Source organism: Phytohabitans houttuyneae (assembly GCF_011764425.1).
Taxonomy (GTDB): domain Bacteria; phylum Actinomycetota; class Actinomycetes; order Mycobacteriales; family Micromonosporaceae; genus Phytohabitans; species Phytohabitans houttuyneae.
In genome coordinates this window covers 1,104,101-1,123,326 of sequence record NZ_BLPF01000003.1, presented here as the reverse complement: position 1 = coordinate 1,123,326, position 19,226 = coordinate 1,104,101, and the positions used below count along the sequence as shown (strand labels likewise).

General features: G+C 73.4%; 20 protein-coding genes. 10 read left to right on the top strand and 10 right to left on the bottom strand.

Going from position 1 to position 19,226, the window contains the following annotated elements; genetic code table 11:
* Nucleotides 1–7 precede the first annotated feature (7 nt).
* Nucleotides 8–358: a hypothetical protein gene (locus Phou_RS40010; protein ID WP_173067572.1), complete on the top strand. Its 351-nt coding sequence runs from the start codon at nt 8–10 to the stop codon at nt 356–358.
* On the opposite strand, the gene Phou_RS40005 is transcribed toward Phou_RS40010, so the two are convergent.
* From Phou_RS40005 to Phou_RS39995, 4 genes are all read right to left on the bottom strand, one after another.
* Nucleotides 355–546, bottom strand: coding sequence for a hypothetical protein (locus tag Phou_RS40005; RefSeq protein ID WP_173067569.1), 192 nt, complete (start codon nt 544–546; stop codon nt 355–357). The two genes, Phou_RS40010 and Phou_RS40005, sit on opposite strands and share 4 nt — an antisense overlap.
* 81 nt (nt 547–627) lie before the next feature.
* Nucleotides 628–1,422, bottom strand: a complete 795-nt coding sequence (locus Phou_RS53845; RefSeq protein WP_246274270.1) for a hypothetical protein — start codon at nt 1,420–1,422, stop codon at nt 628–630.
* Nucleotides 1,389–3,593 carry a glycosyl hydrolase gene (locus Phou_RS40000; RefSeq protein WP_246274268.1) on the bottom strand — a complete coding sequence of 735 codons (2,205 nt, stop codon included), beginning with the start codon at nt 3,591–3,593 and terminating at the stop codon, nt 1,389–1,391. The genes Phou_RS53845 and Phou_RS40000 overlap by 34 nt, the downstream gene beginning before the upstream one ends.
* Nucleotides 3,594–3,718: 125 nt before the next feature.
* Complete coding sequence (locus Phou_RS39995; RefSeq protein ID WP_173067567.1) at nt 3,719–4,690, bottom strand: NAD(P)/FAD-dependent oxidoreductase; 972 nt, start codon at nt 4,688–4,690, stop codon at nt 3,719–3,721.
* A gap of 65 nt (nt 4,691–4,755) precedes the next feature.
* Between Phou_RS39995 and Phou_RS39990 the strand changes: the two genes are divergently transcribed.
* Complete coding sequence (locus Phou_RS39990; RefSeq protein WP_173067564.1) at nt 4,756–5,340, top strand: helix-turn-helix domain-containing protein; 585 nt, start codon at nt 4,756–4,758, stop codon at nt 5,338–5,340.
* On the opposite strand, the gene Phou_RS39985 is transcribed toward Phou_RS39990, so the two are convergent.
* Genes Phou_RS39985 through Phou_RS39965 form a run of 5 tightly spaced genes read right to left on the bottom strand, consistent with a single transcriptional unit; the run spans nt 5,324 to nt 9,850 of the window.
* A complete protein-coding gene (locus tag Phou_RS39985; protein ID WP_173067560.1) occupies nt 5,324–7,117 on the bottom strand; it encodes a thiamine pyrophosphate-requiring protein in 1,794 nt (597 codons plus the stop codon). The genes Phou_RS39990 and Phou_RS39985 overlap by 17 nt on opposite strands.
* 37 nt (nt 7,118–7,154) lie before the next feature.
* Complete coding sequence (locus Phou_RS39980; protein WP_173067557.1) at nt 7,155–7,526, bottom strand: VOC family protein; 372 nt, start codon at nt 7,524–7,526, stop codon at nt 7,155–7,157.
* A gap of 10 nt (nt 7,527–7,536) precedes the next feature.
* A complete protein-coding gene (locus Phou_RS39975) occupies nt 7,537–8,355 on the bottom strand; it encodes a class I SAM-dependent methyltransferase (protein ID WP_173067554.1) in 819 nt (272 codons plus the stop codon).
* 59 nt (nt 8,356–8,414) lie between these two features.
* Nucleotides 8,415–8,822 carry a tRNA (N6-threonylcarbamoyladenosine(37)-N6)-methyltransferase TrmO gene (tsaA, locus tag Phou_RS39970; protein ID WP_173067551.1) on the bottom strand — a complete coding sequence of 136 codons (408 nt, stop codon included), beginning with the start codon at nt 8,820–8,822 and terminating at the stop codon, nt 8,415–8,417.
* Nucleotides 8,819–9,850, bottom strand: a complete 1,032-nt coding sequence (locus tag Phou_RS39965; RefSeq protein WP_218579501.1) for a LacI family DNA-binding transcriptional regulator — start codon at nt 9,848–9,850, stop codon at nt 8,819–8,821. Before Phou_RS39965 ends, tsaA begins: the two co-directional genes overlap by 4 nt.
* A gap of 96 nt (nt 9,851–9,946) precedes the next feature.
* Between Phou_RS39965 and Phou_RS39960 the strand changes: the two genes are divergently transcribed.
* The 7 genes from Phou_RS39960 (at nt 9,947) to Phou_RS39930 (ending at nt 17,281) form a co-directional block, all read left to right on the top strand.
* Nucleotides 9,947–11,269, top strand: a complete 1,323-nt coding sequence (locus tag Phou_RS39960) for an ABC transporter substrate-binding protein (protein ID WP_173067545.1) — start codon at nt 9,947–9,949, stop codon at nt 11,267–11,269.
* The gene (locus Phou_RS39955; protein WP_246274266.1) at nt 11,266–12,144 is read left to right on the top strand and encodes a carbohydrate ABC transporter permease; all 879 of its coding nucleotides are present in this window, start codon (nt 11,266–11,268) and stop codon (nt 12,142–12,144) included. Before Phou_RS39960 ends, Phou_RS39955 begins: the two co-directional genes overlap by 4 nt.
* Complete coding sequence (locus Phou_RS39950; protein ID WP_173067542.1) at nt 12,141–12,992, top strand: carbohydrate ABC transporter permease; 852 nt, start codon at nt 12,141–12,143, stop codon at nt 12,990–12,992. The genes Phou_RS39955 and Phou_RS39950 overlap by 4 nt, the downstream gene beginning before the upstream one ends.
* Nucleotides 12,989–14,911, top strand: coding sequence for a DUF2264 domain-containing protein (locus Phou_RS39945; RefSeq protein ID WP_173067539.1), 1,923 nt, complete (start codon nt 12,989–12,991; stop codon nt 14,909–14,911). Before Phou_RS39950 ends, Phou_RS39945 begins: the two co-directional genes overlap by 4 nt.
* Nucleotides 14,912–14,989: 78 nt before the next feature.
* Complete coding sequence (locus Phou_RS39940; RefSeq protein WP_173067536.1) at nt 14,990–15,511, top strand: EXLDI protein; 522 nt, start codon at nt 14,990–14,992, stop codon at nt 15,509–15,511.
* A gap of 31 nt (nt 15,512–15,542) precedes the next feature.
* Entirely contained in the window at nt 15,543–16,484 is a 942-nt protein-coding gene (locus tag Phou_RS39935) for an ATP-binding cassette domain-containing protein (protein ID WP_173067533.1), read from the top strand.
* Entirely contained in the window at nt 16,481–17,281 is an 801-nt protein-coding gene (locus Phou_RS39930; RefSeq protein ID WP_173067517.1) for an ABC transporter permease, read from the top strand. Before Phou_RS39935 ends, Phou_RS39930 begins: the two co-directional genes overlap by 4 nt.
* Before the next feature lie 2 nt (nt 17,282–17,283).
* Here Phou_RS39930 and Phou_RS39925 read toward each other — a convergent pair whose 3' ends face one another.
* Entirely contained in the window at nt 17,284–18,183 is a 900-nt protein-coding gene (locus tag Phou_RS39925; protein WP_246274264.1) for a CE1 family esterase, read from the bottom strand.
* A 74-nt stretch (nt 18,184–18,257) separates the two neighbouring features.
* On the opposite strand from Phou_RS39925, the gene Phou_RS39920 reads away from it, so the two are divergent.
* The gene (locus tag Phou_RS39920; RefSeq protein ID WP_173067510.1) at nt 18,258–19,154 is read left to right on the top strand and encodes a helix-turn-helix domain-containing protein; all 897 of its coding nucleotides are present in this window, start codon (nt 18,258–18,260) and stop codon (nt 19,152–19,154) included.
* Nucleotides 19,155–19,226: the final 72 nt, after the last annotated feature.

The following is a 19,226-nucleotide window of genomic DNA, read 5'->3' as shown; positions in this document are numbered from 1 at the left end:
CTCAGGTATGGCGAAATACACGGTCAACCCCGAGGCGGTGGCCCGGGCGCGCGAGCTGATCGATGCCCGGCAGTACGTCCTGGACAGTGACTGGGGCACGGTCCAGCCCGACGCGGCCGCGCAGAACGCGTACCTGAAGTCGCACTCCTGGGAGGAGTACGCGCGCTGGCACCTCGGCCTGACCGAGGGCGCCACCGACGGGACGAAGGCGCGGTACGCGTTCGTCTACGGCGACCTGCGCCGCGTGCACCGCACCGCGCTGATCGCCTGCGTGTACCGGGCCTCGGAGTGGCGGCACAAGGACATCGAGCTTGCCGCGCACGACCTCCTGCAGCGCCTCGACGCGAAAACCGCCTAGGGATCCACGGTCTCGTCGGAGCGGCGGTGGTCGATCCGCAGGCCCGGCGAGGGCTCGATGTAGTCCTCGCGGGCGTCGGAGTCGGCGAGGATCGCCTCGGCCTGCGCCTCCGGGTCCTCGCTGCCGGCCGCCCGCTCCTCGGGCAGCAGGTGCTCGGCCCGGCTCTCCACGCGGTCAGGTTCGCTCATGCGCACCGCCTTACCCGGCGGGCGCGAAAGCCAACCGTGGCGCCCCGCCGCCCGGAGGCGGGGCGCCACGTCCGGTGTGGCTCAGGCGAACGGCATCCGGATGATGGACTGGTTGCCGACGCCGAGGGTGGTCGGCGCGTTGCCGATCGCGCTCCACACCTCGACCCGCACCGTGCCGTTGCTCAGGCTGCCCAGGGTGCCGGTCGACGACGCCAGCCCCGCCGCCTGGGTGTAGTGCTCGTAGCCGGTGACCGGGTCGGTGGCGAAGTACCGGTACGTCTCGACCCGGTCGAAGCTTCCGTTGCCGGTCAGGTCGTACGAGACCCGCACCTGGGTGCCGTTGCCGACCGAGCCGCCCGCGTCCAGGAAGAGGTCGAACGCGGTGGCCCCGCCGTTGTACGCCATCGTGAGGCCGGTCGCGGTGAAGGTGACCGGGTTGAACGGCGTGCCGTCGTGGTTGGTACCGCCGGCCGACGGCACCGTGACGGTGCCCGCCGTGCCCGCACCGGCCAGGCCGCCGCCGCTGAGCAGGTACCGGTTCGGCGAGCCGGTCGGCGGCTGGCTCGTCGGCGGCGCCGTGGTCGGCGGAGCGGTCGTGGGAGGTGCGGTGGTCGGCGGTGCGGTCGTGGGCGGTGCGGTCGTCGGCGGCGCCGTGGTGGGCGGGTTGCTGGGGTTGGTGCCGCCGCCGGCGCTGCCGCCGCTCCAGGAGAACGCACCGGTGGTCACGGTCCGCCCGGCGGGCACGGAAAGCGTGGTACCGGTGGAGAACGTGACCGTGATGGGCGAGCCGCTGATGTTCGACGCCACGTAGGTGCGGGCGCCGTTCTTGAGGAACGTCGCCGTCAGCGGGTGGTTGGCCGACACCGACGTGTCCACCGTGCCCAGTGCGGCGAGGTTGCGGATCCAGTGGAAGGTGTGCGCCTTGCTCTCCCCTCCTCGGAGGTGAAGCCGCTGTTGGCCCGGAAGTTGGCCAGGGCCGCGTCGCCGTTGCCCAGCGCCTGGAACTCCCACAGGATGTCCTGCCAGACGGTCGGCGGTCCGCCGTTGTTGCGCACCAGCTCGGCGTAGTTGGTGTTCACATAGGACGGGTTGTAGCCGAGGTACAGGTGGCCGCCGGTGATGGGCAGCATGTTGATGCCCTGGATCATCTCCGGCTCGCCGCTGAACCAGGTCGCGTACGCGCCGCCGTCACCCCACACCATGCCGACCGTGGAGTGGCCGAACGCGGACGGGAAGTTCTGGTCGGCCGCGTCGAACCAGTACTCCTGGATCGCCGCCGCCTGCGTGGTGTAGAGGAAGATGCCGGCGTTGCGGACCGCCGCGTTGCCGGTCGCCTGGCCCCACTGGATGAGGGCGTTGGCGAAGTTCTGACCCTCCGAAGAGGACTCCTGGTTGTTGCCGGCGCCGAACGAGCCGTGCCCGGAGGCCCAGTCGTGGCCGGCGTAGATGTCGAAGTCGCGCAGGTACGGGAAGCGGGTGTCGCCGCGGTCGTAGTTGTTGGCGTCCCGGATCAGCAGGTCGATCATGCCGCCGTACTGCCCGGACGAGGCCCACGTGGGGTCGAACTTGGCCAGCGTCGCGGCCGCCGCGATGAAGTACCCGTAGTGGAAGTGGTGGTCGTTGAGCTCCTGGTCCGAGCCGTACGAGGCGGGGTAGCCGATCAGCGTGCCCCAGTTGGCGTTGTAGTAGAACAGCTGGCCGCCCTCGCCGGACGAGGCGGTGAGCCAGTTGTTGAGCCGGTTGCGGATCGCGGTGAGCGCGCTGTTGCGCACGGCGGTGTTGCCCACCTGGTCGGCGATCTCGGCGATCCGGGCGGCGCGGCCAAGGCCCTTGCCGGCCCAGTACGTGTCGCCGCCCGAGGGGCCCTCCGGGCTGCCCTGCACGGCGGCGAGGTAGTTGTTGAGCGTGGTCAGGTCTGCGCCCGCGCTGTCCGCGACCGCCGGCACCTCGGGCAGTACGCCGCGGAACGTCATCTGGGTCTGGAAGCTCGGCACCCCGACCAGCGTCCGCATCGCCCCGCGCGCCGAGACGTAGGTCTCGGTGATCGGTGCGGCGCCGCTCAGGTACCGCCACTGGTGCGGGTAGAGGCTGACGACAGTCCCGCTGGCGCTCCCCTCGCGGGCCGTGGTGGTGAAGGCGTACGTGGTGTTCAGGCCGTTGTTCGCCGGGTTGTAGGCGTACGAGACGCGGGTGCCGGTGACGTGTGCGTGCGCGTACTGGCCATAGCGGTTGGCGAGGTCCACACGGTTGCCGCTGCTGGGCAGGAGGGCGACGGAGAAGTAGCCGCGACCGGCCAGTGTGGACGTGATGGTGCCGCCGCTGACGGTCCACGCCGCCCCGGTCGGCGCGTACGCCACGTAGTCGCTGCCGCCGGCAGTGAAGCCCAGCGTGGCACCGCTGTCGAGCCACACGGTGGGCGTGCCGGCGGTGGTGATCTGGGCGTTGCCGCCGGTCGCCTGGAAGTACGCGAACGGCAGCCCGTGGCCGATCGTGGCGCGCAGCGTGCGGGTGCCGTCGGTCCAGTACGGCGACACGGTCCAGTCGCTCCACCCGTCCACCCGCACGATGGGGGCGTTCAGCCCGGCGACACCGACGAGGAGGTCCTGCGAGTACGAGTAGTGGTACTCGCCGACGGTGGTCGGCGTGCCGCTGATGCTCGGCGTGGTCGTGTACGAGAAGCCCAGGCCGCCCGCGAACGTGTCGTACGAGATCGGGTGGGCGTGCAGCGGCAGGCTGTACGCGCAGTCCGAGCGCTTGAACACCAGTGACGACCACCAGTCGTTTGTGGGCACGGCGCCGGCCGGCGCGTTCGCGGTCAGAAACTGGCGCGGGTTGCTGGAGATCGTCCCGCACCCGGACGGGAGCGCCGCGCCGGGCGGGAGCGTCTCGGTGTAGCTGCCCGCCCCGACCGGCGCGGCGTCCGCGGCCCTGCCGGCCGCGATCGTGATCAGTCCGCTGGCGAGGATGACGACCGCGCCGGCGGCGAGCAGGCGAAGCCGCTGCCGCTTTCGGGGTCTCTGAGTCGTGGTCGACGGTCCGGCTCTCATCGTGACCCCTTCAGGTCGGGACGGCGTGCGTCCTCATGGGATGGAACGCCAGGTACGCGCTCCAACCCGCCGACGTGAGAGCGCTCTCCCAGCGGGACCAGAGTGACCGGTGTCGTTGGCTGATGTCAAGCGATTGTTGCCGGTGGATTGCCATCCTGCGACGCGCGACCGGCTGCCACGGCGCGGTCGGCGTCCTCGGCGACAAGGTCCATGTTGATCGCGGCACCGGCCACCGTGCCCTGCGCCGCCGCGCCCACCACCTGTGCCATCAGGTCGGTGACGTTGCCGGCCACCCAGACACCGGGCAGGTCGGTCTGCCCGGCCGGCCCGGCGGCGTAGGCCGCGCCCACGCCCATCGGGTGCTCGACCGGCTTGAGCCCCAGGTCGTCCAGGACCGGCGAGGAGGCGACCATGCGCGGGGAGATCGCCACGATGTCGCGGGCGACGACGGTGCCGTCCGCCAGCCGCAGCCCGGCGATCCGGTCGCCGGACACCTCGACGGCCGCCACCTCGCCCTCGACCACCCGCACACCGCGCGCGGCCAGCCGCTCGGCCTGCTCACCGGTCAGCGGCGCCGCGGTGTGCGTGAAGAGCACCACGTCCGCCGACCACTGGCGGAACAGCAGCGCCTTGTCCGCCGACATCGTGCCGGACCCGAGCACGCCGATGGCCCGGTCGCGCACCTCCCAGCCGTGGCAGTACGGGCAGTGGACCACGTCGTGCCCCCACCGCTCGCGCAGCCCGGCGACGTCGGGCAGCTCGTCGACGAGGCCGCTGGCCACCAGCAGGCGCCGGGCGGCGAGCCGGTGGCCGCTGTCCAGGTCGACCTCGAACCCGCAGTCCGTGCGGCGGGCGCCCCGCGCCGCGCCCGCGACGAGCGTGCCGCCGTACCGGGTCACCTCTGCCCGCCCCTCGGCGACCAGCGCGGCCGGCGTCATCCCGTCGCGGGTCAGGAAGTTGTGCACACCCTCGGCGGGTGCGTTGCGCGGCTCGCCCGCGTCCACCACGGCCACCGCCCGCCGGGCGCGGGCCAGGGTCAGTGCGCCGCTCAGGCCCGCGGCGCCGCCACCGATCACGATCACGTCGAACTGTTCCATGCGTTCACCGTGCACCGGCCGCCGGAAGGCGGCAAAGGTTCTTGCCGTTATGGCAAACTGGCCGGGTGGACGACGACCTGGACAGCGTTCTCGCCGCGGTCGGGCCGCGGCTGCGTGAGCTGCGGCGGCGGCGCGGCACCACCTTGACCGACCTGTCCGCCGCGACCGGCATCTCGGTCTCCACCCTCTCCCGGCTGGAGTCCGGCCAGCGCCGGCCCACGCTCGAGCTGCTGCTGCCGCTGGCCCGCGCGCACGGTGTGCAGATCGACGAGCTGGTCGGCGCGCCGGCCACCGGCGACCCGCGCGTGCACCTGCGCCCGATCCGGCACAACGGCATGACCATGGTGCCGCTGACCCGCCGGGCCGGCGGCGTGCAGGCGTACAAGCTGATCATCGAAAGTGGACGGTCCACGCCGGAGCCCAAGACGCACGAGGGCTACGAGTGGATGTACGTGCTGAACGGACGCCTCCGCGTGGTCCTCGGCGACCGCGACTTCGTGCTGGTGGCGGGCGAGGCGGCCGAGTTCGACACGCGGGTGCCGCACTGGTTCGGCAGCCTCGACGGCGAGCCGGCCGAGCTGCTGAGCCTCTTCGGGCCGCAGGGCGAGCGCGCCCACCTGCGGGCCCGTTCGGTCACCCGGGATCGCTGAAGCCCTCGCCGGCGCGTTCGCGCCGCAGGTGAGCGGCGGCCCGGCGGGCAAGCGGGGTGTCCTCGGCGGCGAGGCCGGTGTACATCGGCTGGATCTTCTCGAACGGCTGCAGCGGCGGCAGCAGCGGCACCGCCGGGTCGACGACCGCGTCGATCACGAACGGCCGGTCCGCGCGCAGCGCCTCGTCCCAGGCCGCCTCGACCTCGTCCGGTGAGCTCACCCGGACGCCGCCCAGCCCCAGCAGCTGCGCCCAGCGTGCGTACGGCACGTCGGGCAGGTGCTGCGAGGCGTGGAAGCGGGGCTCGCCCTCGGTCTCCCGCTGCTCCCAGCTCACCTCGGCCAGGTCGCGGTTGTTCAGCACGCACACGGCAAACCGCGGGTCGGCCCAGTCCCGCCACCGGGCGGCGACCGTGATGAGCTCGGCGAGGCCGTTCATCTGCATGGCGCCGTCGCCGGCCAGCGCCACCACCGGCCGCGCGGGCTCGGCGAGCTTGGCGGCGAGGCCGTACGGCAGGGCGGAGCCCATCGAGGCGAGGGTGCTGGACAGGTGGGCCGGTACACCGGGCGGCAGGCGCAGGTGCCGGGCGTACCAGTAGGTCACCGAGCCCACGTCCACCGCCACCATCGCGTCGGCGGGCAGCCGGCCGTTCAGCGCCCGGACGACGCCCTGCGGGTTGAGCGGGTCGGCGGCCGCGGCGGCCCGTTCCGCGGCGATCCGGTCCCAGTCGCGCACCCACGTCCGCACCCGCTGCCGCCACGCATCGTTGTCGCGGCGCTCGACCACCGCGAGCAGCGCCTCGATCGTCTCGGCGGCGTCGCCGAGCAGCGGGACCTCGACCGGGTACCGCACGCCGAGCCGGCGGCCGTCGATGTCGATCTGCACCGCGCGGGCCTGCCCGGGCGCGGGATAGAACTCGGTCCACGGGTCGTTGGTGCCGACCAGCAGCAGCGTGTCGCAGCCGCGCATCAGCTCGGCGCTCGCGGTGGTGCCGAGGTGGCCCATCACGCCGGTGTGGAAGGGCAGGCCCTCGTCCAGCACCGGCTTGCCCAGCAGCGACGCGGCCACGCCGGCGCCCAGCCGGTCGGCGAGCTCGACAAGGCCCTCGCCCGCGCCGTAAGCACCCTGGCCGACGAGGATCGCCACCCGTTCGCCGGAGGCCAGCACCTCGGCGGCGTCCCGGATGTCGCCGGCGCGCGGGATCACGCGGGCCGGGCGCACGCCGGCGCTGGTCGTCATCACGCCGTGCTCGTGCGCGCCCGGTTCCGGCGCGGGCTCGGTCTGCACGTCGTGGGGCAGCACGACGCAGGTCGGGCTGCGGGTGGCCAGCGCCGTACGGAACGCCCGGTCGACCAGCATCGGCACCTGCTCGGGCGTGTGCGCGGCCTGTACGAACTGGGCGCACACGTCACCGAAGAGGCGGACGAGGTCGATCTCCTGCTGGTACGCGCTGCCCAGCACCGTCGACACCTGCTGGCCCACGATCGCGACGACCGGCTTGGAGTCCAGCTTGGCGTCGTAGAGGCCGTTGAGCAGGTGCACCGCGCCGGGCCCCTGCGTGGACAGGCACACACCGACCCCGCCCGTGTACTTGGCGTGCCCGACAGCCATGAGCGCGGCCGTCTCCTCGTGACGCGCCTGCACGAACACCGGCTTGCCGGCGCGGCGCAGCGCGCCCAGCACCCCGTCGATGCCGTCCCCGGAGTAGCCGAAGACGCGGTCCACCCCCCAGGCGTGGAGGCGTTCGACAAGGACGTCGGAGACGGTGCGCTCAGCCATGCCTCCGAGGTACCCGCGCAGGGGCCGGCAAACCCCCTTACGCCGGGCCGGCGAGGCCCATCAGGTTGCCCTCGGGGTCGGTGAAGTGGGCGACCACGAGGTCGCGGCCGGGTGCGCGCTCCGGGCCCATCACCCGCTTGCCGCCCAGGCTCTCCGCCCTGGCCAGCGCGGCCGCCACGTCCGGAACCCCGACGTAGAAGACCGTGTGCGGCGCGTGGCCGGCGCCGCCGCCGACACCGCCCGGTATGCCGCTGTCGGGTTGGGTGAACCCGTACCGCCCGGGCTCGGAGACCGGCGCGGCGATCGGGCCGCCCGTGTCGAACGCCCAGCCGAACAGCTCGCCGTAGTAGCCGCGGAGCCGCTCGGGATCGGCGCCGATGATCTCGAAGTGCACGACCGGCTGTGCCATACCCGCGAACCTACAGCGGCCCTTCCGACGGCCGCCACACCAGGAGCACGGTCTCCCGCGAGCGCTGCGCGAACCGGCCCGACGGCGACGCGTCCCGCAGCAGGTCGCGCAGGTCCCGCTCGAACTCGCCGACCCGCGCGCCGAAAAGGTGCGGCGCGGACCAGGACAGCGAGAACGCCTGCGCCACCACCTGGTCGGCGGAGCGCTCGTACACCGTGCCGCCGCCGGCCGGCAGCCGCTCCGGGCCGGTGTAGCCGGCCGCCCGCATGATCTCCGCCTCGCCGGCGGGCGTGCCCTGCGGCAGCAGCGCCGTGCCCGCGCGGCGCACCGGGCCGAGGTAGCGGCGCACCAGCGCGTCGATCGCCTCGTGCGGCGGCTCGGGGTGCGGCAGCGGGTCGGTGCCGTCATCGCCGCGGTGGGTGATCCCGTCGACGTGCACCCAGGCGCCGCCGGGCTCGAGCATCCCGCGGACCCGCCGGGCCACCAGGGGGCGGTCCATCCAGTGGAACGACTGCGCGAACGTCGCCACGCGGAAGGTGCCGAGCCCGGCCGGCAGCTCCTCGGCGCGCAGGTGCCTCCACTCCAGACCGTCCACAGGCGACCGGCGCGCCTCGGCGATCATGTCGGGGTCGGCGTCGACACCGACCGCACCCGCGAACAGCGGCGCCAGCTCGCGGGTCAGCGTGCCGGGGCCGCACCCCACGTCGAGCAGCCGTCCGCGCCCGTCGAGTCCCAGCCCGGCGCGGAGCACCTCGGGCAGCTCGGCGGGGTACGGCAGCCGGCCGGCCGCGTAGTACCGGGCGGCGCCGGTGTAGAGCGCTTCGTTCACCCGCCGACCTTAAGGCAGCCCGCCCGGCGGCACGCAGCGATTTCCCCGGGGGCGACGCCTCAGCGGCCGCCGCCGATCACCGGCTTGACGTCGACGACGGGCGTGCCGTCGACGGCCTCCAGGTCGCGCACCCGCACGCGGGTGCCGCCGACCGCGACCACCCGCACCCGGTGCAGCCCGACCGGGTTGGGCCGGTCCTGGGAGCGGGTGCTGAAGACACCGGTCAGCGGCGTGGCCGGGTCGTCGCGCGGATGCACGGCCAGCACGTCGCGCCGCGCCTTGTGCAGCCAGGTCAGCACCCACACCTCGTCGCCGGCGGCCAGGTCGGCGAGGCCCTCGGCCATCTCGGGCCGGAACACCAGCGTCGCCTCGGGCGCGCCCTCGACACCCTGCTTGGGCGCGGCGGCGGGGTCGGCGAGCGGCGACTCCACGTACCCGATGGGGTGTATCTCGTAGTCGGAGGTCATGGCCCGCCATCATGCCCGACCACCGCGGGGGCCGGGCCGGTCGACTCGCGGACGGTGAGGTGCGTGGAGAGCACGACCGTGCGGCGGACGGCGTCCGGCGGCGTCTGGCCCTTCAGCCGCGACAGCAGCATCGCGACCGCGACCCGGCCGGCCTGCCCGATCGGCGCGGTCAGCGTGGTGAGCGGCGGGTGGCAGAAGTCGGCGCCGAAGATGTCGTCGCAGCCGACGATGCTCAGGTCGTCGGGCAGCCGGACACCCCGCTCGCCCAGCCGGCTCAGCATGCCGATCGCGAGCAGGTCGTTGAAGACCACGCACGCGGTGGCCCGGGTGTTGAGCACGGCGTCGGCCGCCGCGGTGCCGGAGGGGCGGGAGCCGGCGAACGGGCCGACGCGGCGCACCTGCAGCCCGAGCTTGGCCGCCGCGGTGCGCATCGCCCGCCAGCGCGCCTCGTTGGGCCAGGAGCGCTCGGGGCCGGAGACGTAGGTCAGGTCGCGGTGGCCGAGCGAGGCCAGGTGCTCGACGGCCTGGACGATGCCGCTCGGCGTATCGATCATGACGCTCTGCACGCCGCGCACGTTGCGGTTGATGGTGACCAGCGGGATCTCGGCGGCGAGCAGCGTGAGAGCGCGCTCGGACAGGCGGGACGCGGCGAGGATCGCGCCGTCGAGCGACTGGCGCATCCGGTGCAGCATCTGGGTCTCGACCTCGGCGGAGTCCTCGCTGTCGATGAGCAGCTGGGCGTACCCCGCGGCCTTGAGGGCCTGGTGCGTGCCGCGGATGATGCCGAAGTAGAACGGGTTGGTCACGTCGGAGACCAGCACCGCGATCGTCTGCGTGCGGCCGGAGGTGAGCGCCCGGGCCTGCCTGTTCGGGATGTAGTCGAGCTCCCGCGCGGCGGCCTCGATCCGCTCGCGGGTGCTCGTGCTGACCCGGCCCGGCTTGCTGAGCGCGCGGGACACGGTGGACGCGGCGACGCCGGTCGCCGCGGCGATGTCGTTGATGGTCACCGGGCGGCCGCGCTCCTGCACGGGCACAGGCAACCACAGTTGGCAAAAGATGGCAAACGGTTGCCATGACATTGCCACGGAGTTACGTTCGCCACCACCGCAGTGAGGAGCACCGATATGAAGGCCATCCGCGGCGCCATCGCTCTCCTTCTCGGCTCGGCCCTGCTGACCGCCTGCGGCTCGGACGGCGGCGGCGGCACCGACGGCGCGGGCAAGACGCTCGACGTCCTGATCGGGGCCAACACGATCTACCCGGAGCAGCAGCGCGAGTGGTTCGACGAGGTCTCGGCGACGTTCAAGGCGCAGACCGGGGCGACGGTGCGGTTCGAGACCTTCGCCACCCCCAACGACGAGCTGACCCGCATACAGACCTCGGTGCTGTCCGGCCAGGGTCCGGACGTGTACGCGCTGGGCACCACGTTCACGCCGACGGCGTACGCGACGAAGGCGTTCGTGGAGCTCAGCGCCGAGGACTGGGGCAAGCTCGGCGGGCGGGACAAGTTCCTGCCGTCCACATTGGGCATCTCCGGGCCGGACGAGCAGCACGAGGTCGGCGTCCCGTTCACGAGCCGCCCGTTCGTGATGGCGTACAACAAGGACCTGCTCGCCAAGGCCGGCTTCGACAAGCCCGCCGACAGCTGGGACGGCCTGCGCGACCAGGCCAGGAAGCTCACCTCCGCCGGCGTGTACGGGCTGGCCGTCGCCTACGCGGACAGCTTCGACCCGTGGAAGTTCATCTGGGCGATGTCGCTGCAGGCGGGCAACCCGCTCGTCGACGGCGGCAAGGCGCGGCTCGACGACCCGACGACGGCGGCCGCCTACCGCACGTACCTGGGCTGGGTCGCCACCGACAAGGTCGTCGACCCGGCCGCGGTCGGCTGGAAGAACGCGCAGGCCATCGCGGCGTTCGGTGCCGGCAAGGCGGCGTTCCTGCCGATGGTGTCGGCGACCTCGAAGGTGACGCTGGACAAGTCGGCGGTCGCCGGGCGGTACGGGTACGCCATCATGCCGACGATCCCGCCCGGCGCCACCGCACTGCCGGCCGGTGGCAGCGGCGCGGCGAGCATCCTGTCCGGCGACAACCTCGTGGTCGCCTCGTACTCCAAGGACAAGGACCTCGCCTTGGCGTTCGTGAAGATGCTGACCGACGTCGAGGCGCAGCGCTCGTACTACAAGACCTTCGGCGAGCTGCCCACCAACGCCGCGCTCGCCGCGGAGCTGCAGGCCGACCCGGCGCTCGCCGCGATGGTCGAGTCCTCGTCGAAGGCCGTCGGCACGCCGTTCACCGGCGCCTGGAGCCAGATCCAGCTCGCGCTCGTCAACGTCGTCGTCCAGTCGGTGCCGGCCCTGTCGTCGGGCACGGTGGACAGCGCCAAGCTGGACGCGCTCATCAAGCAGGCCCAGTCGACCGCGCAGGGCGCGCTGGACAAGGCCAAGTGAGGCGCGCGCGCCGCGTCGCCGAGCGCCAGCGTCCCCTGTGGATGCTGGCGCCCGGTGGTGTGCTGCTGGTGCTCGTGGTCGGCGTGCCGCTGGCGGTGGCCGGCCAGATCTCGCTGCTCGACCTCGACCAGTACACGTTCCGGCAGTGGCTGGACGCGCCGTTCGTGGGGCTGGACAACTACGTCGAGGCGGTGCGCGATTCCAGCCTGCCGCACGCGATCTGGGTCAGCACCGCGTACGCGGTGATCGTCACGCTCGTCACCCTGCCGGTCGGGGTGGCCGCCGCGCTCGCCGCGCACGACCGCTTCACCGGCCGGGGGCTGGTCCGCTCGGTGCTGCTGGTGCCGTACGTGCTGCCCGCGTTCGTGGTCGGCACCGTGTGGCGGGTGATCCTCCAGCCGGACGGCGTCGCCGACGCGGCGGTCGGCCGCGCCGGCCTGGACGCCGGGCTCTGGCTCAACGGGCCGCGCAGCTTCTGGGCGCTCGTCATCGTCCAGGCGTGGACCGCGTGGCCGCTGCTCTACCTGCTCACGCTCGCCGGACTGCAGACCGTCGACCCGGAGGTGCACGAGGCGGCCGCGATCGACGGCGCCGGGTGGTGGGTGAAGCTGCGGCGGCTCATCTTCCCGTACCTGCGCGGCCCGGTCGCCCTCGGCCTCGTCATCACGTTCCTGCACAGCGTCAACAACTTCACGCTGCCGTACGTGCTCTTCGGCGTGCCCAGCCCGCGCGACGTGGAGGTGCTGCCGGTGCTGACCTACGTGGAGAGCTTCCAGAACTTCCGGTTCGGCCTCAGCGCGGCCATGGCGGTCTTCTCGCTCGGCGTGGTCGCGGTGCCGCTGCTCGGGTACCTGCGGGCGGTGCGGCTGACATGAGACACACCCGCCTGCTGCCCCGGCCGCTGCAGCTCGCCGTGCTGGCCGTGCTGCTGCTCGTCGTGCTCGGCCCGGTGTCGTACATGCTCTTCGCGTCGGTCAGCTCCGACCTCGCCGTCGCCTCCGGCGCCTACCTGCCGGACACCGTCGACCTCGGCGCGTACCGCCGCATCTGGTCCACGGTGGACCTCGGCGGCGGCCTGCTCAACAGCCTGCTCGTGGCCGGCGTGGTGGCCGCCGCCTCGGCGTTCGTCTCGGTCGGCAGCGCGTACGTGCTGGTGCGCTTCGCCTTCCGCGGCCGGGTCGCGATCCTCCGCGCGCTGCTGGCGATGCAGAGCATCCCGGGCACGCTGGTGCTGCTGCCGGTCTTCGTCCTCTTCGCCAGCGCGTCCGCGGCGATCGGCGTGCAGGTCATCGGCACCCGCTGGGCGCTCGGGCTCACCTACCTGACGTTCGCGCTGCCGTTCTCCACCTGGGTGATGGTCACGTACCTGCGCGGCCTGCCGCCCGAGCTCGACGAGGCGGCCCGCATCGACGGCGCCTCCTCCTGGCGGATCCTTACCCGCATCATCGTGCCGCTGAGCTGGCCGGGCCTGATCGTGTCGGGCATCTTCGCGTTCCTGCTCGGCTGGAACGACGTGCTCTTCGCGTCGGTGATGACCGACCCGGACACCCGCACCGCCGCGGTCGCGCTGCAGGTCTTCGGCGCCACCCAGGAGGGTGGGGCGATCCCGGTGTACGGGCAGCTGATGGCCGCCGCGCTCGTCTGCGCCGCACCCGTGGTGGTGCTGTACCTGGTCTTCCAGCGCTATCTGGTCGGCGGGCTGACCGCGGGAGGGGTCAAGTGACGGTGGGGTACACGCGGGCCGACTGGGAGTCGCTCGCCGACCGGCTGCTGCTCGCGGTACGGCCGTACGCGTCGCCGAGCCACGCGCTCGTCGACCTGCCCGGCCCGGTGAGCCGCTCCGGCGCCTGGAGCGACGGCCTCGAAGGGTACGCGCGCACGTTCCTGCTCGCCGCGTTCCGGGTCGCCGGCGCCGGCGGCGCCGACCCGCACGGGCTCCTGCCGTGGTACGCGCGGGGGCTGGCCGCCGGTACCGACCCGGCCTCGCCCGAGCGGTGGCCCACGCTGCACGAGCGGCGCCAGGCCCGGGTGGAGGCGGCGTCGGTGGCGATCGCGCTGCACGAGACCCGCCCATGGCTGTGGGACGCGCTGGACGAGCCGGTGCGGGAGCGGGTGGTCCACTGGCTGTCCGCGTTCATCGGCACGAGCGGCTACGACAACAACTGGATCTGGTTCCAGAACATCGCCGAGGCGTTCCTGCGCACGGTCGGCGGCCCCTGGTCGAAGGAGGACATCGAGCGCAACCTGCGCCAGCACGAGGGCTGGTACGTGGGCGGCGGCTGGTACTCCGACGGTGGCTCGGGCGGCGGCCGGCGGCAGAACTTCGACTACTACAGCGGCTGGGCGATGCAGTTCTATCCACTGTGGTACTCCCGGATCCTCGGCGAGCGCCCGGACCCGGCGTGGTTGGAGCGCCTCCGCGCGTTTCTCGGCGAGGCGCGGCACCTTGTCGGCTCCGGCGGCGCGCCGCTGTTCCAGGGCCGCTCGCTGACGTACCGCTTCGCGATGCTGGCACCCTTCTGGACCGGGGCGCTCTTCGGCGCCACTCCCCTGCCCCCCGGCCAGACGCGGCGGCTCGCCGGCCGGGTGGTGCGGCACTTCGTGGACGGCGGGTCGGTCGACGCGCGCGGGCTGCTGCCGATCGGGTGGCACGGCCCGTACCCGCGGATCCGGCAGCTCTACAGTGGACCCGGTTCGCCGTACTGGGCCAGCAAGGCGTTCGCCGGGCTGCTGCTGCCGCCGGACGATCCGGTGTGGACGGAGCCGGAGCAGCCGCTGCCGGCCGAGCGGAGCGACGCGGTGGTCTCGCTGCGCGCGCCCGGTTGGGTGGTCTCGTCCACGGTGGACGACGGGATCGTGCGGATCGCCAACCACGGCAGCGACCACCTGTGGGACCGGCACGCCGAGGTGGACGACCCGTTCTACAAGCGGCACGCGTACGCCACGCACGCCGCGCCCGACCTCTCCGACCGCGCGCACCGCGAGCCGCTCGACTCGCACGTCGCCCTGCTCGACCCGACCGGCCGCCCCTCGCACCGCGGCCGGATCGAGCGGGTCGCGCAGGGCTCGCACTGGGCGGTGTCCCGCTGCCGCGCGATGTGGCTGCACCCGTCCGGCGCCGGCGCTCCGGCCGCCGGCTGGTACGGCATCCGCACCGGCCCCTGGCTGACCACCGCGTCCGCCCTGCGCGGCCCGGTCGAGGTCCGCCTCGTCCGGGTGGACGGAGCGCGGGTACCCGAGCCGCTCGGCGAGGACCCGGAGGCGCACTGGCCGGCCGAGGCCGGGCCGTGGCGGGTGCACCTGGGCGGCTGGGCGGTCGCCGGCGACCGGGTGGCCGTCGACAGCGGGGAGGGCTGGGCGCGCGCGTCGGCGGACGGGCTCACCGGCGCGGTGTACGCGCTGCGCGGCTTCGACGACGCCGGCGTGAGCGAGAGCGACGGCGCCAACCCGCTCGGCGCGCGCTCAGCGGTGCCGTGGGCCCGTACCCGCGCCGCCGCCACGCCGGGCGACGTGCTCGCGGCGGCCGTGGTGCTCACCGGCAACGACCGTGGCCTGCCCACCCTTCCGGCGGTCGAGGTGCGGGACGGCGCGGTGACGGTGCGCTGGCCCGGCGGCGAGGTGGACGAGGTCCCGTTCGACTGACCCCCGCGCCGGCTTGACGAGCCTTGCGTGTACGTAGACGTATACGTATAGTCGAGCCGAGCAGAGAGAATGTTGCGCATGCCGAACAAGACGATCTACGTGTCCGACGACGACCTGCCCCTCTTCCGCCGGGCCCAGGAGCTTGCCGGGGGCAACCTGTCGGCGGCGATCTCCACGGCTGTGCGCCGCTACGTCGACATCGAGGAGGGTCGGCAGGAGGGGTACGACGAGATCATCGTGCGGATAGGTCCGGGCAAGGGCCGCAAGCAGCGGTTCTCCGGCGTGCTGCTGGGCGAGTGGGGGCGGTCCACGAGCCAGCGGTTCGAGATCTTCCGGGTCTACCGCTCGCGCACCGGCAAGTTCGTCGTCCACGTCGAGCGCTCGGCGCAGATGACCAGCGACAGCGAGAAGTGGACCACCGGCTGGCGCTCCTGGGTGGGCAACTGGAGCAGCGGCCAGGCGTGGGGCGTCACCGCGCCGGAGTCGGTCCTGCACATCGCCGGCACCCTCGCGGAGCTGCGCGACCTGCTCCCCCCGGAGCTGTACGAGATGGTCGCCGACATGGCCGACCAACCCCCCATCGAAGACCTCGACATCTGACCCGCCGGCGGCCCGGCGGGTAGGAGCTGCCATGAACCCACCCGCCATCCAGACCGCCGGGCTGCGCAAGTCGTTCGGCGACAAGCTCGTGCTCGACGGGGTCGACCTCGCCGTCCCGCCGGCCACGGTGTACGCGCTGCTCGGCCCCAACGGCGCCGGCAAGACCACCGTCGTCCGGGTGCTGTCCACATTGCTCAGGCCGGACGCCGGCACGGTGCGGGTCGGCGGCCACGACGTCGTGGCCGAGCCCGACGCGGTGCGCGCGTTGATCGGCGTGACCGGGCAGTTCTCCGCCGTGGACAACCTGCTGACCGGCGTGGAAAACCTCCGCCTGATGGGCGACCTGCACCACCTGCGCCGGGACGAGGTGCGGCGGCGCACCGAGCGGCTGCTGGCCCACTTCGACCTCGTGGAGGCCGGCGGCAAACCCGTCCAGGTGTACTCCGGCGGCATGCGCCGCCGCCTCGACCTGGCCATGACGCTGATGGGCGACCCGCGCATCATCTTCCTCGACGAGCCGACCGCCGGCCTCGACCCGCGCAGCCGCCGCGGCATGTGGCAGGTCATCCGCGACCTCGTCGCCGACGGCGTCACCGTCCTCCTCACCACGCAGTACCTGGAGGAGGCGGACCAGCTCGCCGACCGGGTCGCGGTGCTCGACCACGGCCGGGTGATCGCTGAGGGCACGCCGACCGCGCTCAAGCGGCGCGTGCCGGGCGGCCACATCCGCCTGCGGTTCGCCGACGCGGGCGCGCTCGCCACGGCCGCGGCGCTGCTCGACGGCGCCAGCCCGGACGACGAGGCGCTGACGCTGGTGGTGCCGGGCGACACGGGCGTGCGGTCGCTGCGCGCGCTGCTCGACCGCCTCGACAGCGCCGCGGTCGAGGTCGACACGCTCTCCGTGCACCTGCCCGACCTCGACGACGTCTTCCTGGCCCTGACCGGCCCGCAGCGGCGGGAGGCCGTCGCATGACCACGATGAGCTATGCGCTGACCGACACCGCCGTCATGTTCCGGCGCGGCCTGCTGCACATGCGGCGCTACCCGGTGCTCACGTTCATGACGGTCTTCCTGCCGGTGGTGTTCCTGCTGCTGTTCGTGTACGTCTTCGGCGGCACGCTCGGCGACGGCCTCGGCGGCGCGGCCAGCGGCTCGTTCGCCGGTGGCCGCGAGGCGTACGCCAACTACGTCGTGCCCGGCATCCTGCTGATGACCGTGGCCGGCACCGCGCAGGGCACCGCCATCACGGTCGCGATGGACATGACCGAGGGGATCGTCGACCGGTTCCGCACGATGGCGATCTTCCGGCCGTCGGTGCTCTCCGGACACGTGCTCGGCAGCATGGTGCAGTCGCTGCTCAGCCTCGTGGTCGTCGCCGTCCTCGCGGTCGCGACCGGATTCCGGCCCAACGCCACGCCGGTCGAGTGGCTGGCCGCCGCCGGCGTGCTCATGATGATCACGTTCGCGGTGGTGTGGCTGTCGGTCGCCCTCGGCCTGGTCACCAAGAGCGTGGAGAGCGCCAGCAACCTGCCCATGCCGCTGCTGCTCCTGCCGTTTCTGGGCAGCGGCTTCGTGCCGACCGACTCGATGCCCGCCGCGCTGCGGTGGTTCGCCGAGTACCAGCCGTTCACGCCGGTCATCGAGACGCTGCGCGGACTGCTGCTGGGCACCGGGATCGGCCACAGCGCCTGGCTCGCGACCGGGTGGAGCGTGGCCGTCACCGCGGTCTGCTTCCAGTGGGCCAAGTGGCTCTACAACCGGGAGCGGTAGCGCTATCCCTTGCGGGGGTGCGCGGCGAAGAACCGCCAGATCAGGTCGGTCGCCACCACCCCCGCGTCGCGCGCGGCCATCGCGCCCGCGGTCGCGCCGGGCCAGGAGTGTCCCATCCCCCCGATGGTGTAGACGTCGATGTCACTCCCGTCCGCGCAGCGTCCCCGGCTCAGCGTGACGTTGGCCGCCGGCCGCTTCGGCGCCGGCTTCACCTCGGCGCAGCGCAGCCGCTTGCGCCAGCTCACCAGGCCCTCCGCGAACTCGCCCGCGTACCGGTCCTGGTCGCCGATGAACGTGATCACCGAGACCGGGCTCTTCGGCGCGTAGTCCGCGCCGGCCGGCAGCGCGCCGATGAAGCCGCCGCTCACCACGCCGATGGCGGCGAAGACCCCGGTCGCCTCGACGGCCGCCCGGAAGCTGAGGTCGCCGCCGTTGGAGATGCCGGTCAGGTACACCCGGTCGGCGTCCACGTTCCACCCGCGCACCAGGTGCGCGGCGAGCGCCGCGAGGAAGCCGACGTCGTCCTCCTGTCCACAGCAGACGAACGCGTTGAAGCCGCCGTTGACGCCGTCCGGGTACGCGGTGAGGAACCCCTCCCGCTCCGCGAGCGCGTCCAGGCCGACCATCTCGCTCATCGTCAGACCATCACCGGGGTACGGGTGCAGCGCGATCACCAGCGGCACCGGCTTGGAGCCGTCGTAGCCGGCCGGCGCGTGCAGGCGGAAGCGGCGGGTCGCGTCGCCGTGGTCGAGCGTGAGCGCGTGCTGTCCCGGCGCCGGCTTCACGGCCGCGGCGGTAGTCGGTGCCGGCCCGCTCACCGCCGGCGCGGGCTCGTCGTCACCGCACGCGGCGAGGCCGACCAGCAGGGCGGCCACCACCGTCCACACCAACGTCCGTCGCACCGGCATACCCTCCGTGGCGGCGCGGCGCCGGGTCAACCCTTTCGGTCAGCGCCGAACCCCGGCAAGCTGCATGGGTGATCACGTTGCGGCTGACTCCGGCGGACCTGGGTCGGGTGCGCCTCGTGCCCCGCCCCCACCCGGTCGGCGCCGCCGTCCTCGCCAGCCAGGCGCTGCGCGGCACCGCGGCACCCGGCCCGCTGCGGCACCTGCTGCCGGCGCGCGGGATGCTGCCCGACTTCGTCACGCCGTACCAGGGGCTCGACTCGCTGGAAGCGGGGCTCGACGCGATCCGCGCCACGCCCCGCCGGCGGGTGCGGGCCGACGTGGCACGGGCGTACGCGCACCTGCCGGCCACGCCGTGGCGGCGCCGGCTCGCCGCCGGTGACCGGGACGCGGTCGAGCTGCTCGCGTCCGCGCTGCGGGCGTGGTTCGACAAGCAGCTGCGTCCACAGTGGAACGACTTGGAACTTGCCCACCGCCGCTGGGTGGACCGGGCCGCGCGGGAGTGGGCGGTCTCCGGCGTGGACGGCGTGCTCGGCGGCATCGGTCCGAGCGTGCGGTGGTCGTCGCCGGTACTCGAAATGGAAAGCTGGTGGAGCGCGGACCTGGCCGGCAGCGGCGAAGGCCTCGTGCTCGCGCCCAGTCCCTTCGCCGGTCCGCGGCCGCGGCTGCTGGTCGAGCCCGGACGCCCGGCCCTGCTGGTGTTCGCGGTGGCGCCGCCGGCGGCGGCCGACACCGAGGCGCTCGCCCGGCTGCTCGGGCGGACCCGGGCCGAGGTGCTGCGGCGGCTGGGCGAGCCGGGCCGGCACACGACGACGGCGCTGGCGAAGGCGGCGGGCATCAGCCTGCCGTCGGCCTCGGAGCACGCGGCCGCGCTGCGCGCCGCCGGCCTGCTGAGCAGCGAACGCGAGGGCGGCGCGGTCGTGCACCGGCTCACCCCGCTCGGCGTCGAGGTGCGGCGCGGCGGCTGACCGCGAATCCTCCCCGTCGACCGGCATCTATCCGGTTTTCGCCCGCCGGCTACACATACGCGATCGCCAGCC